We start from the raw sequence: 12,860 nt of genomic DNA on the forward strand, positions 1-12,860 counted from the left end.
CCGGCGTGCCACCCCCCGTGTGGGCCAGGTTAACGGCCCGCTGCAAAAGAGCCAGCGGGCCTTTTTGTTTCACTATGACTTCCGCCCGGTACTTGGCCGGACTACGCTAAAGCTCGATACAGGAGGTTTATCAGTAGCTTAGGCGAGTTCAACATATGCCAGCCTGAACCGGTCCTCCCCGCGCCCGTTTCTAAGCGCTCTTGGAGCCGGGGCGTTCTCAGCGGCACCTGTCGCGAACTGGCAAGGCTAGTATGGCATCGGCCGCCCTGGAGCGGGCGCTGATTGCGCGCTACCGAACGCTGGGCCGAGTGCGGCAGCCGTTCCAGCTGTGCTCGGATACCGGCTTTGGTTCTCACTAGGTCGTGATTACACCCGGCTGGTAAGCAGCTACGGCTTGAAACAGGAGTTCATCACCCGCACTGCCCACCAGCAGAACAGGATGGTAGAGCGGATGATCCGGACATTGAAAGAGCAATGTGTGCATCGGCACCGCTTCGAAAGCCAAGCCCACGCCCTGTGGGTGGTTGCTGACCGGATCGCCTTCTACAACCAACCGTGCCCACACCAAGCGCTGAAGATGATGACCACGGGCGCGGCTTATGCCGATCCACTGATCCAATGATCGGAGCAGAAATCAGTAGATGGCTATAGCTTTGCATCGAATTCCGTCGAGCTCACAGGTGGAGTGGCGTTGACGTTTACACGGGTCTAGTAGAGAATTCACTTCGTTATGGGGAGTAGTACCGCAGCCCGGTTCGCCGGGCTTTTTTATGGATGCAGCCTTCTCAGGTCATGTAGAACGCGCATGTGAGGTATTCCCTCTGATCACTCGTTCGCATTGCTCGATAATCCCCGCGTAAGCGTGGACCTTAAGCAGTAGTGCATCGACTAACGCTACTATCTCCGTACCGTCGGATTGATCCTTCGCAACATGGACAATGTGATTGGCGAGTTTATCCATGGCTTGAAGAGCTCGGATGCGATCTTCCGGTGACATGAGATGGGCCCTTGAGACTAGGTCGGTAGCAGATATTTCCAACTGTTCTCGTAGCGCTAAGTAGGTCATAAGACTGTCCAGATTGTCTCCTTCGTGAAAGTATGCTTCAGGACAATGAGAAGCGCGTGAAGATGGTTCGAGAGAAGGTATCGTCTTAGTTGAATGGCCAAGGATCCCTACGGATAGGCGCTCTGTCGTTTTACTTGGGTTGCTTGGCGCCACTATAATGACCGGCCCCGCCATACAGGTGGGGGCCAGTCCCTCTCTCACCGGGGAGGGACTCCGCGCTGCGAGCCCAAACTCCGGCGCCGCCGGCCACGTAGTTCCAAAGCCTACGTGTGTGACGCCTTTTGAGCTCGTCGTGAACCGGCACTTTCTACTTAACTAGAGTCACGATTATGGTTTTTTGATCTGGTCAGATGGGGAGTGACCCATCTGAAAACCTGCTCAGGTGTTAGTTTTCCCAAAGGAGACACCAATGAGCGAAATGATGGAAGAAGAGATCAAGCGCTGGACCGCCCGGCGCAAGTCGGCGCTGGTACGTGAGATCATCCAGGGCAAGACGACGGTAGCTACTGCAAGCCGTCAGTTCGACCTGACTCCAGCCGAGATCGAAAGCTGAGTCGAGGACGGCAAGCGCGGCATGGAGAACGCGCTGCGAGCCAAGCCGGAGGATGTCCGCGAGCAATACGAGCGCCAGCTCAAAGACCTACAGGAAGCCTACGGCGAGGCAATGCTGGAGATCCGCCCGAGAAAAAAGCTGGCCTCCCTACTGGGAAACGAAGAGAGCCGATGCGCTCGGTCCAGCAGGGCCTGAAGGAAGAAGGCCTCGCGGTGCCGATGACAGGCTGTGCCGCTGGTCCGAAGTAGCGGGCCGCACGACGTACTACAAGCCAACCAGGTCGTCGGTCAAAGTGAAGCCGGAGTTGGCCGAGCCAATCAAGGAGATGATCGAGGCCGAACCGTCGTTCGGATATCGCACGGTCGCCGCGCTGCTTGGCATGAGCAAGAACACGGTGCAGCGGATCTTCCAGCTCAAGGGTGGCAGGTCCGCAAGCGGGCGCTGGGGCAGCGGCCGAGGATCGAAGTCAAGGTCTCCCGTGCTGAACTTCCGGATCAGCGCTGGGCCACGGATCTTTGTCGTGTATGGGGCGGCAAGGACGGCTGGCTCAGCTTGGCGCTGGTGATCGACTGCCATACCCGACAATTACTGGGATGGCGCCTGTCACGGATTGGCAAGGCCGTACGGCTTCGGCCGCCCAGGAGCAAGCCCTGATCACGCGCTACGGCACACTGGGTCGAGTGCGGGAGTCCTTCCAGCTTCGCTCCGACAACGTGCTAACTCTGGAGTCAAGTTAAAGTTGATGGCGAATCGGCGCGCAGGTCCCATTGGCACCTGTTCATCTCTGACCGCATGCAACTCCACGCAACGTCCCGTGGGCTTCCACATCAACAAGGTCTCCTGATCTGAGCATAGTGAACACGAGGTCCGTAGTGGCCTCGACCGTGCCTTAAACAGCATGGAGTTCCCGTGGAAGGTCCGAGCATTATCTACAGGATCCTATGAGGTCCCAATGGCCCGACTGAGCGGTATCGATCCACGGGGTAAAGCGTTTTCGAAGTAACAGCGGTATTGGGTTTGGCGCTTCACCAGACCGTAAGCTACCCTCGCCATCTTGGCAGCCACTGCGGTCAGTGCCTTGCGCTTGCGATCAGCATTGTTTGGATCGTTTTTGACGTACCGTTCGTACTTGTCGCGAAAGCTGTTTTCACGCATTCGTACCGCAATGGTGGCGGCAAACCAGAAGGCGAAGCGCAATCGCGCGTTACCACGCTTTGATAGACGCTCATGTCCGCGGTACTGGCCGGACTGGCACGTGGCCAGATCGAGGCCGCAGTACTTCAAGAACTGGCGATGGTGGGCAAATCGACGAAGATCACCGGCTTCGGCCAGGATGGTCAATGCAAGCACTGGGCCGATACCGGGCAATGAACGCAAGGACTCGTAATCTGGGTTATCTGCCAACACATGGTGCGCTTGCGCAGCTAGAGCATCGCGCTGTTCAACTAACAGCTGATAGCGACGCAGCTGCAGTCGGAAACTCTGGACCTCAATCGAATCGTCGTCTACAGGCAAGCCGATGCTGCCGAGCGCACATTGGTAGAGTTCGGTGAGCCAAGTCTGCTTGTTCACCTTGCGGCCGACGAGCTCCCAAGCTTCCTTGCGGAAAGCATCCAAAGTGAGTTGACGGATCGAGGCAGCAGTGGGAAAACGAAGCATGAATCGGGCGAACCAATCGGCATGTGCGCCATCGAAGTAGCGCTCGATTTCTGGGAAATACAGGGGCAAGTAGTGGGTCATCAGGCTGTGCTGCAGTCGGGTTCTAGCCAAGCTGATTTGGTAGTGGGTCTTGGATAGCTCTTGTAACCCATGATGGCCGGCCAGCAACGGATCCACGTAACGCATGGTCATGCCCTGTTTGAGCATAGCCAGGACCACGCTTGCATCCTTCGGGTCGTTCTTGTCCCACGAATTGAAAAGGGCTTCCCGATAGCGGGCCCCGGCGACTGAGGACACCAGGCAGACCTCGAAGCCCTCTTGGAGTAATCGGAAGGCCAAGGTGCGATGGTAATCGCCGGTGGGCTCCATCGCGATGCGAATAGGCGTAGGCATGCTATGGAGAAGATCAACTAGGCGTTGATGGTCCTCTCGAGAACTGGCCATGCGGAAACGCTGTTGCTTGCTGTCCGGGCCTTCAATGAGGACTGCGTGGTAGCGCTTAGCGATATCAATCGCGACCCAAGTCGCTGCGGGCGTAGGATGAGGTTGGGTAGCCATCGTCAACGAACTCCTGTGGCGTGTGAGAACCTTCAGGATGCGCTCGGAGACGATGGCTGCCTGCAAAGACCTCATGCTTCCAGATGTACTATGGCCTCGAATACCTCAGTGGTGCGCTAGTAACTTGGGCCGAACGTGAAGGCATCCGGATCGAGCACATCCAGCCGAGCAAGCCGCAGCAGAATGCCTACGTCGAACGCTACAACCGCACCGTCCGCTACGCCTGGCTGGCCACGATGTTGTTCGACACCATCGAGCACCTGCAGGACAAGGCCACGCGCTGGCTATGGACGTACTACCACGAGCGCCCCAACATGGCGCTCGGCGGCATCACGCCAGCAATGAAGCTGGCGATGGCCGCGTAGCTCCACTTTTGGCAGCTGTTAGAAGCGGGGGATTACCGGCCGAAAGCGAGCTGGCGGAAATGGTCATGGCCACGCCGCCGTATCGCACGATGCGTTCAGGAGGCTGACGCAGCTTCTCCAGAGCACATACCGGGCTTTCGCCAGTAACCCGCACCGATCTGGTCTCCCATGCGCGGACGTCATTCTTCGACACGACGACCTGGCCTACAAGGCACGTTCGCAAGCGGTGTTTCTCAGCGGTTTGGCCCAACTGCCTGGCAGGGTCAGTTGGCGCTACGCCAGAGATGAAACTGGCGGTGGTCGCATAGCTCCACTTTTAGCGGTGTTAGAAGCGGGGAGGCCGTTAATCTCAAAATTCATTGGAGAACCACCTCTGTGCTTAGGGTGGTTCGCCGAACTTCGCTACTTTTGGGTGATTCAAAAAAGTTGGGAGGTGGTTAGATCAGGTAGGATCTGGCACTACGCACATTGACGGGGAAGGCCGTGGCTACGATGACCATGATGTTCGTTCTCTTGATGGCAGGGTTTCTGCTGGGCATCCTCACGATATCGGCGCTTCGTTCAGGTCATGTTCTGAGCGCTCCAGCATTTGTTGATATCAGCCGCGAGCAGCGACCACTGCTGTACTGGCTGATCATTGCTCTGCAGATCACGGGCGCGGTTGCCTTCATTGGGCTCGCCGCTACTAGCCTCTAAACGAACCCGTGCAGGCCGCCCTCGGGCGACAGATTGTATGTTGACAAGGCATTGCCGGTGTTCAGGTGTTGATGCGGTTGCTCCGCCAGCCAAGCGCCTTCGAGGTGGAGCTCCAAGCTGCAGGTGTATGGCTAGTAGGGTTTCGTCGATAAATGGCGCTGATGTCCAAGTAAGTCCGACAGCATCCAATCAACTAAGGGGTACATACGGGGGTATTTTCAATTTGAAGTAAATTTTTATTCCTTTTAGAACATATGGTTGTACCGACTATTTGGATCAGATAAGCAGCACCATCAAGCAACTGCATTTGTCCCCGCAAAGCGGCAGCACGGTCGTTGGCCGAGCATTGCTCCCTGCCCGTCATCTTCCTCCTTCCCTTGCTTTTCTGCCATCCGGCGCCTGGCGCGCCGCTATGCAATCCCGCGAGCGCGTTCCTAATGGTTGAAGGGGTGTAGTCAGTAGGCTACAGTCCTCCATGAAGATCCAGCGTACCCGTCAGTTCGCGACATGGATTGACGCTCTCAAGGACGTCACCGGGCGCGCTCGCATCCTGGCCCGTATCGGTCGGCTCAGCGAAGGCCATCTGGGCGATCACCGCTATCTGGCCGATGGCGTTTCCGAACTGCGCATCGATGTGGGACCGGTTTACCGCGTGTACTACACCCAGCGCGGCAGGCAGTGGGTGATTCTGCTGGCTGGCGGCGACAAGGGTACACAGCAACGCGATATCGAGAAGGCCAGGGAGATTGCGGGTGCCCTGTAAGCGTCGAACCGGCTGTAGGTGAAACGACTCACTACCGAAGTACTGGAGCTGTCCCATCATGGCCATCAAGAAGAAAGTCGAACTCAAAGCATTTGACGTGGCCGAGCACCTTCGTACACCGGAGGAGATGGCGGCCTATCTCGATGCCTGCATCGAAGAAAGCGATGGCGATTCTGCGTTCATTGCCAAGGCGCTCGGTGACATCGCGCGCGCTCAGGGGATGAGCAAGGTCGCGCGTGCGGCAGGCCTGTCGCGTGAGAGTCTGTATCGCGCACTGTCGGGCGAGCGCAGCCCCGATTTCGCGACCATCCTCAAAGTGACCCGCGCCCTGGGTGTGCGCCTGCATGCCAGCGCAGCATAGGCACATGCGCCGATCTTGATGCGTCGGCGCGCCGCCGGTCGCAAAGGCGGTGGAACGAACATGAAAAAACCGCCTTTCGGCGGCTTCTTCGTCCCAAGCCGGTGAGTCAGCTCAATGCATGACGTGGGCAGATCCATCGATCAACGCCGCTGACACTGCCAACGGCGCAGCCTCAGCTACGCACCTGCAACGCCACATACTCCGCCAGCCCCCGGCAGGCCAGCATCAACCCTTCGCGCGTACCATCGCCGATATCGTCTTTCTCTTCCCCATCCACGCGAACGCGCTCGGCGGCGTGGTACAGCTCCAGCACCGACACCAGACCGGCGGCGGCGCGGTCCCTGCGTGCGGCGTCCACCGCTTGGCCGGGCGTGCTGGCCGGCCCCTGCCACGGCTGTCCGTCGGCGGCATCGCCAGCCTGGATTTGCCGCAGGCACACGGGGAGATTGATAGGCGTGGGTGCGTCGTTCGCGGCGGCGAAGGCGGCTTCCAGGGGCTGCGCCAGTTCGAGCGGCAGATGCAGGGCGGCGTCGCCCAGCGTGGCGGTCAGGTACGGGTAGAGGGTCTTGGACATGCGGGCATCCTCGGCAGGAACAGAGGTGCCACCTGAAGAGGGTGGCAGGCGATGCGTGGCTTCCAAGACCGGTAATCGATGAGCCGGTGGGCACGGGGCCCCCACGCACCGCCCGCCGTCGATCGGCTAACGGATTGCCAGCCGACGCCGCTCTTGGGAAGACGGCGCCGGCTGGCAAGCGTATACAGCTTCGATTAAACGGGCTTGGAAGTCCCGGCCACCTTTGCAGGGGGCGATTCATCATGCGCACGCGAAATGCCCGCCTGCCAGTCGTTTGTTTCGATGGCATCGGGTGATATGAAAGGAAAAATGAATTATCGCGATTGGCTTGTTTCAGCCGCTGCAATGCCGAAAACGACATATCGCGCAGCGCAGTCATTCGCTGGAGTTTGACCGGAATCAGCACTGTTTCGAGGCCTTGAAACGCCCGCGAAGTAAAGCTGGCTTAACAGCGCGGGCAAGGCGCCATAACCACCATACCAAATGCGAACGCCAAAACCCGCCGCGCGGCGCATCATTCTCCTCACGCCCCGCGCCGGGCACCCGGCCGCATACTGCGGGCACACACCCTTTGGGAACTGCATATGCGCCGCCACGCTCTGCCGCTCACCGCCGCACTGTTGTCCACCGCCTTCGCAGCCCCGGCCATGGCGGCCGTGCCGTTCTTCAACGCCAGTTGCCCGGGCGGCATCGATGTGCACGCCGATGAGGGCGGGCCGGTCTACGTGCAGGGCCGCGAGACGGCGTTGAAGCGCTTAAACGACCGCTATTTCGAAGCCCGCGACGCCAACAGCGGCATCACCCTGTCAATCAGCAGCAACGATGACGGCACGCCGCAGGTCAGCTACACCGGCCGAGGCGGTGCCAATGGCATCTGCCAGGTCAGCAGCACAGGCACGCCCGCGTCCGCCGCAGACAGCGCAGGCCCTCGCGACGCTGCCGCCGGGGATGCCGCGCTGCCGCGCGAGGTCACCTGTGAATCCACCGGCCAGCAGCAGGTGTCATGCGATCTGAACACCCGCGGCAACGTGGAAATCGTGCGTCAGCTCAGCCGCACCCGCTGCGAGGAAGGCAGGAATTGGGGCTTGGCGCGGCATTCGGTGTGGGTCAATGGCGGGTGCCGCGCGGTGTTCCGCAATGTGTCCTCGGTGACTACCCCGGCGCCGGCAGGCGATACCGCATTGGGCGCCTGCAACATGCGCAAGGGCGCGCAGGGTGCGCTGGTGACCCAGATGCCGGTAGGCAGTGACTACCAGGAACTGATCATCGATTACCCCGATGGCCGCTTCCTGTGCATGATGCGCAACAACGGCCAGGTGCAGAGCGTGACGCCGGTTCGCCGACGCGGCAGTTGAATCCGCGGGTTCGGGGCCACGCTGTCAGCCGCCGCTCTTCCGCAGCAGCACCCACGCCAGCATCAGGGCGAACATGCCGACGACGGTCAGGCCGAACCACAGCGCGGCCACCTTCACGTTGCCGATCAACGCCGCCAGCATGCGGTGCAGTTCGCTTTTCAGGATCGGGTATTCAGCGTGCGCCTTGCGCAGGCGCTGCCAACCCAACCCGAGGAACAGCAGAAACGAGAAGGGCGTCAGAAGGAGCGTCGCCTGCATCAGCCAGCCGTTCGGCGCTGCATCGATGGAGTTGCTCAACAGAACCGCAAAAATGGCGATGGGCAGCGCCACCATGAAAAAGCGGGGCCAGGCAGTGTTGATGAAGGGCGACATCGCAATCTTCCATGAAGCGGGGGCGGGTCCGCGCGCCATCATGCCATGCCAATTCACTGCTGCACCGCCGCGAGTGGTGTCACACAGCTCTGGCTAGACTGTGCTTCTTTTTCCCCCGCAGGAGGCACCCATGGCCCATCCCATCTCCGTATCCCTGATTGGCGTTCCCACCGATGTGGGCGCAGGCCATCGCGGTGCACGGCTGGGGCCGGAAGCGCTGCGCGTGGCGGGCCTGCCGGAGGCGCTGGAGGCGCGCGGCGTGGACGTGCGCGACCTGGGCAACCTGGACGGCCCGCGCAACCCGTGGACCGCGCCGGTGGAAGGCTACCGCCACCTGGATGAAGTGGTGGCGTGGAACCACGCCTTGATGGAGGCCAGCTATGCCGAACTGCAGGCCGGCCGCATGCCGATCATGCTCGGCGGCGACCATTGCCTGGGCATCGGTTCGATCACCGCCGTGGCGCGCTGGTGCCGCGAGCAGGGCAAGACCCTGCGCGTGCTGTGGCTGGATGCGCATTCGGACTTCAACACCAGTGATGTGACCCCGTCGGGCAACATCCACGGCATGCCGGTGGCCTGCCTGTGCGGCCTCGGCCCGGATGCGCTGACCCGGCTGGGCGGCACGTCGCCGGCAATCACCCCGGCGCAGATGCACCAGATCGGCATCCGCTCGGTGGACCCGGAAGAGAAGCGCCTGATCAAGACCCACAAGGTCGATGTCTACGACATGCGCTACATCGACGAGAACGGCATGAAGCGCGCGGTGGAAGCGGCGCTGGCCGGCATCGACGAGAACACCCACCTGCATGTCAGCTTCGATGTGGACTTCCTCGACCCCAGCATCGCGCCGGGCGTGGGCACCACCGTGCCGGGCGGGGTGAACTACCGCGAGGCGCAACTGGTGATGGAGATGATCGCCGACACCGGGCGCATGGGCTCGCTGGACATCGTCGAGCTTAACCCCTTGTTGGACAAGCAGAATGCCACCGCCGAACTGGCCGTGGACCTGGTCGAAAGCCTGTTCGGCAAGTCCACCCTGATGCGCGATTGAGCCTTTGGCCTGAACGGATCTGTGATCCGTTCACACGCGCTCCACGCGTCTGCCGCCAGATTGCACTTCACGCGGCGGCAGTGGGCATTGGCCTTCTTCCGCCGAGCGAAAGAATCCCATCCGCGAATTGAGCGGTGTAGCGGCAAACCCAAGGAGAAGCCCATGAAGCGCGTAGTTGCCCTGATGCTGTTGTCGATGTTCTCGGTGGCCCTGCTGGCCGGTTGCAACACCATTGCCGGTGCCGGCAAGGACGTGCAGAAGGCGGGCGAGAAGGTCGAGGACACCGCGAAGGGCCGTTGAGCCCTGCACGGAACGGAAAGAGAAAAAAGGCCGGGGTTTCCCCGGCCTTTTTTTGTGCGTGCTTTTCCGCTGCAGGGCTGTGCAAGCGGAGTGAACCATTCAAGCAGGTGAGCATGCATTTCATGGCGGGTTGACCGGCATTCAACAGCCGCTGCGCGAAGCTGGAGCCACGGTAAGAACGCCGTTGCAACCAAGGATTCCCAGCAATGAACAAAGACATCATTTCCGGCAAGTGGTCGCAGCTGAAGGGCAAGGCCCAGGCCAAGTGGGGCGATCTGACCAACGACGATTTCGATGTGGCCGAGGGCAATGCCGAATACCTGGCGGGCCGCCTGCAGGAACGTTATGGCTGGGCCAAGGACCGCGCTGAGAAGGAAGTCCGTGAGTTCCAGGATGCGGTGAGCAAGGACTATCCGGACTACAAGTAAGCACCACGGTTTCCCCCACACGTTACCCCCACAACACGACGCCCGCACCGTGAGGTTGCGGGCGTCGTGCTGTCTGCAGTCGGTGGTCAGCGTGCCGGCGGGTCCGGCACGTAGCGGTTGGGGAAGGCCTGCGGTTCGCGCGGCAGGCGCGATGGCGAATCCACCAGGATGCCGCGTGCACGCAGGTTGCGCGCGCTGTCGTAGCGCAGCTGCAGCACCTGCGCCGGGCTGCGGCTGGCGCGCTCGAAGTCGGTGTCGCGCACCGACGACTGTTCGCGTGCGCCGTGGCCGGTGCCCAGTGCCGGCGCCTGCGACTTGCTGGCATAACCCTCGATGCGGCTGGCGCTGGCATCGGCCGCGGCTTCGGCCGCCGGGGCCGGAGCGGGCAGGCTGCGGCGCAGGATCGGCTCGGGGCGCCAGCGACGCGCTTCCTCGAACACCGCCACGCCGACCACGCCGATGTTGTCCGGGCGGCCGGTGCGGCTGGCATAACTGCCGCTGGGGCTGCTGAACACGAACTGCGCCACTTCGTCCTGGCTCTTGCGCCAGCCGGTGATGTCGGCGCGCTGGCCGGGGTTGAGCACGTAGCCGGTCTGCGAGGGATCGGCATCCTCGCCGGAAATGGCGTTGATGCCGTCTACCGACAGCACCACCAGCACCCGGCGCGGGCTGTCGTTGTACAGGCGCACGGCGTAGCGATGGCCACGCTCGCCGGCCACCCAGCGTTGGCCTTCGGCGAGGTAGCTGCGCAGTTCGGTGCCGCGATCGCGGTCAACCAGGGCCATGCGCACCGGGCCACCCTGGTAGGCCGGCGGCGGAGGCGGGGCCGGGCGGAAGCCGGCCAGGGGCAGGATCAGCAGCAGGGGCAGCAGGCGTTTCATCGGGCGTCTCCAGCGGGGTTGCGTGAATGAACGCGCCGCGGGCCCTGACGGGGTTGGTGGCGTGCAAGGTAAACTGGCCCCGTTCATCGAAGGTTACCCCACGCAGTCATGACGACCCGAGTCCTTACCGGCATCACCCCCTCCGGCACGCCCCACCTGGGCAACTACGTTGGCGCCATCCGTCCGGCGATCGCCGCCAGCCGCGCCCCGGGGATCGAGAGCTTCTTCTTCCTGGCCGACCTGCACAGCCTGATCAAGTCGCAGGACCCGCAGCGCACCCAGCGCGCGACCCTGGAGATCGCGGCGAGCTGGCTGGCGTGCGGCCTGGACCCGGAACACGTGTGGTTCTACCGCCAGAGCGACATCCGCGAGACCACCGAGCTGATGTGGTTCCTGACCGCCATCGCCAGCAAGGGCATCCTCAACCGCGCGCACGCCTACAAGGCGGCCGTGGACAAGAACCGCGAGGAAGGCGTGGACGAGGATGCGGGCGTCAGCGCCGGCCTGTTCATGTACCCGGTGCTGATGGCCGCCGACATCCTGATCTTCAAGGCCAACCAGGTGCCGGTGGGGCGCGACCAGATCCAGCACATCGAGATGGCGCGCGACTTCGCCCAGCGCTTCAACCACGTGTACGGCAAGGAGTACTTCCCGCTGCCGGACGTGGTGATCGACGAGCAGGTGGCAACGCTGGCCGGCCTCGACGGCCGCAAGATGAGCAAGAGCTACCACAACACCATTCCGCTGTTCGTGCCGCGCGAGGAGCTGAAGAAGCTGGTGTTCTCGATCCTGACCGACTCGCGCGCACCGGGCGAGCCGAAGGACACCGAGGGCTCGGCGCTGTTCCAGATGTACCAGGCGTTCGCCACCCCGGAGCAGACCGCCGAATTCGCCAAGGCGTTCGCCGCCGGCATCAGCTGGGGCGATGCCAAGCAGCAGCTGTTCGAGCGCATCGACAGCGAGCTTTCGCCGCTGCGCGAGCGCTACAACGCGCTGATGGCCGAGCCGGAAAAGATTGAAGCGCTGCTCAAGCGCCGTGGCCAGCAGCTGCGCGAGCAGCTGGCAGCGCCGCTGCTGGACGAGCTGCGCCATGCGGTGGGCCTGCGCGACCTGTCCAGCGCCGGCGACATCGCCAGCGAAGATGCCGGCGTGGCCCGCGTGGCACCGCCGCTGTTCAAGCAGTACCGCGAGAAGGATGGGCGTTTCTACTTCAAGCTGACCGCCGGAGACGGCACGCTGCTGATCCAGAGCGAAGGCTTCGATTCGCCGCGCGATGCCGGCCAGCTGATCGCGGTGATCAAGCAGGCCGAGCAGGGCGACCAGCTGCAGAGCGAGCTGTTCAAGCTGGAAGCCGAGGTGGATGCGGTGCTGGCTGCCCTGGCGACGCTGCGAGCCGACTGATCGGTAGATGCCGACCTTGGTCGGCGCCGTTGAATGAAGGGTGCCGGCCAGCGGCTGGCACTACCGTGGCACATCGCGCGTGGCATGATGGCCGCGCGCCTCCGGCGCGATGACATGGAGTCTGCAATGGCCTGGTTGTCGCTGCTGCTGTTCCTGCCCTGGTTCCTGCTGCTGGGCAGCCTGTACTGGCTGTTCCCGCGCCAGCCGCGCACCGCGCGGCGGCGCCTGTTCGATGGCATCACCCTGCTGTTGGCCTTCGCGCTGAGCATCCTGTCGATGCTGTGGGGCTATCGCATTGGCATGGCACAGCCCGGCGCCGGCCCGATCTGGCCGCAGGTGCTGGCGGTGCTGTACGCCTACGGCGCGTTCCTGGCGGTGCTGGTAATGGCCCTGCTGCTGCGGCCGCGGTTCGCATTGCGCTGCGGCTGATCGGTAGTGCCGGCCGCTGGCCGGCAACTGCATTCACCAGGCTACCCC

General features: G+C 62.3%; 15 protein-coding genes and 2 pseudogenes. 12 read left to right on the plus strand and 5 right to left on the minus strand.

From position 1 onward, the window contains the following. The first annotated feature begins 394 nt into the window (after window positions 1–394). Both O0J73_RS18365 and O0J73_RS18370 read left to right on the plus strand, forming a co-directional pair. A complete protein-coding gene (locus O0J73_RS18365) occupies window positions 395–622 on the plus strand; it encodes an integrase core domain-containing protein (RefSeq protein ID WP_199161400.1) in 228 nt (75 codons plus the stop codon). Window positions 623–1,475: 853 nt separating this feature from the next. Then, window positions 1,476–1,814, plus strand: a pseudogene (locus O0J73_RS18370) (DUF1153 domain-containing protein). A 69-nt stretch (window positions 1,815–1,883) separates the two neighbouring features. On the opposite strand, the gene O0J73_RS18375 reads toward O0J73_RS18370, so the two are convergent. Together O0J73_RS18375 and O0J73_RS18380 are read right to left on the minus strand one after the other, a co-directional pair. Further along, complete coding sequence (locus O0J73_RS18375; protein WP_158490972.1) at window positions 1,884–2,036, minus strand: hypothetical protein; 153 nt, start codon at window positions 2,034–2,036, stop codon at window positions 1,884–1,886. 522 nt (window positions 2,037–2,558) lie between these two features. Then, window positions 2,559–3,836 carry an IS110 family transposase gene (locus O0J73_RS18380; protein WP_099476103.1) on the minus strand — a complete coding sequence of 426 codons (1,278 nt, stop codon included), beginning with the start codon at window positions 3,834–3,836 and terminating at the stop codon, window positions 2,559–2,561. 92 nt (window positions 3,837–3,928) lie between these two features. Between O0J73_RS18380 and O0J73_RS18385 the strand changes: the two are divergent. The 4 genes and pseudogenes from O0J73_RS18385 to O0J73_RS18400 form a co-directional block, all read left to right on the plus strand. After that, window positions 3,929–4,201 (plus strand): annotated as a pseudogene (locus O0J73_RS18385) (transposase); the annotation flags it as partial. A gap of 492 nt (window positions 4,202–4,693) precedes the next feature. After that, window positions 4,694–4,897, plus strand: a complete 204-nt coding sequence (locus tag O0J73_RS18390) for a hypothetical protein (RefSeq protein ID WP_143568503.1) — start codon at window positions 4,694–4,696, stop codon at window positions 4,895–4,897. A 475-nt stretch (window positions 4,898–5,372) separates the two neighbouring features. Further along, on the plus strand, window positions 5,373–5,660 hold the full coding sequence (locus tag O0J73_RS18395) for a type II toxin-antitoxin system RelE/ParE family toxin (protein WP_308309321.1): 288 nt from the start codon (window positions 5,373–5,375) through the stop codon (window positions 5,658–5,660). A 58-nt stretch (window positions 5,661–5,718) separates the two neighbouring features. After that, window positions 5,719–6,021 carry an addiction module antidote protein gene (locus O0J73_RS18400; RefSeq protein WP_004136950.1) on the plus strand — a complete coding sequence of 101 codons (303 nt, stop codon included), beginning with the start codon at window positions 5,719–5,721 and terminating at the stop codon, window positions 6,019–6,021. 172 nt (window positions 6,022–6,193) lie between these two features. Here the strand turns inward: O0J73_RS18400 and O0J73_RS18405 are convergent, their stop codons facing one another. After that, window positions 6,194–6,595 carry a hypothetical protein gene (locus O0J73_RS18405; protein ID WP_049456591.1) on the minus strand — a complete coding sequence of 134 codons (402 nt, stop codon included), beginning with the start codon at window positions 6,593–6,595 and terminating at the stop codon, window positions 6,194–6,196. Between the two features lie 584 nt (window positions 6,596–7,179). On the opposite strand from O0J73_RS18405, the gene O0J73_RS18410 reads away from it, so the two are divergent. Beyond that, window positions 7,180–7,950, plus strand: coding sequence for a DUF3011 domain-containing protein (locus tag O0J73_RS18410; RefSeq protein ID WP_197564875.1), 771 nt, complete (start codon window positions 7,180–7,182; stop codon window positions 7,948–7,950). A gap of 24 nt (window positions 7,951–7,974) precedes the next feature. Here O0J73_RS18410 and O0J73_RS18415 read toward each other — a convergent pair whose 3' ends face one another. After that, window positions 7,975–8,322 (minus strand): hypothetical protein, encoded by a 348-nt coding sequence (locus O0J73_RS18415; RefSeq protein WP_308309323.1) that lies wholly within the window; start codon window positions 8,320–8,322, stop codon window positions 7,975–7,977. Window positions 8,323–8,452: 130 nt separating this feature from the next. On the opposite strand from O0J73_RS18415, the gene rocF reads away from it, so the two are divergent. From rocF to O0J73_RS18430, 3 genes are all read left to right on the plus strand, one after another. Next, complete coding sequence (gene rocF / locus O0J73_RS18420; RefSeq protein WP_004153767.1) at window positions 8,453–9,373, plus strand: arginase; 921 nt, start codon at window positions 8,453–8,455, stop codon at window positions 9,371–9,373. A gap of 162 nt (window positions 9,374–9,535) precedes the next feature. Next, the gene (locus tag O0J73_RS18425; RefSeq protein WP_008266021.1) at window positions 9,536–9,673 is read left to right on the plus strand and encodes an entericidin A/B family lipoprotein; all 138 of its coding nucleotides are present in this window, start codon (window positions 9,536–9,538) and stop codon (window positions 9,671–9,673) included. Window positions 9,674–9,879: 206 nt separating this feature from the next. Next, window positions 9,880–10,101: a CsbD family protein gene (locus tag O0J73_RS18430; protein WP_004153772.1), complete on the plus strand. Its 222-nt coding sequence runs from the start codon at window positions 9,880–9,882 to the stop codon at window positions 10,099–10,101. A gap of 86 nt (window positions 10,102–10,187) precedes the next feature. Here the strand turns inward: O0J73_RS18430 and O0J73_RS18435 are convergent, their stop codons facing one another. Continuing rightward, a complete protein-coding gene (locus O0J73_RS18435; RefSeq protein WP_308309325.1) occupies window positions 10,188–10,982 on the minus strand; it encodes a hypothetical protein in 795 nt (264 codons plus the stop codon). 108 nt (window positions 10,983–11,090) lie between these two features. Between O0J73_RS18435 and O0J73_RS18440 the strand changes: the two genes are divergently transcribed. Next, on the plus strand, window positions 11,091–12,383 hold the full coding sequence (locus O0J73_RS18440) for a tryptophan--tRNA ligase (RefSeq protein ID WP_004153779.1): 1,293 nt from the start codon (window positions 11,091–11,093) through the stop codon (window positions 12,381–12,383). 126 nt (window positions 12,384–12,509) lie between these two features. Further along, window positions 12,510–12,812, plus strand: coding sequence for a hypothetical protein (locus O0J73_RS18445; RefSeq protein WP_049456596.1), 303 nt, complete (start codon window positions 12,510–12,512; stop codon window positions 12,810–12,812). The last annotated feature ends 48 nt before the right edge of the window (window positions 12,813–12,860 follow it).

This window comes from Stenotrophomonas sp. Sm6012 (assembly GCF_030985895.1).
In the GTDB taxonomy this organism is placed as follows: Bacteria; Pseudomonadota; Gammaproteobacteria; order Xanthomonadales; family Xanthomonadaceae; genus Stenotrophomonas; species Stenotrophomonas forensis.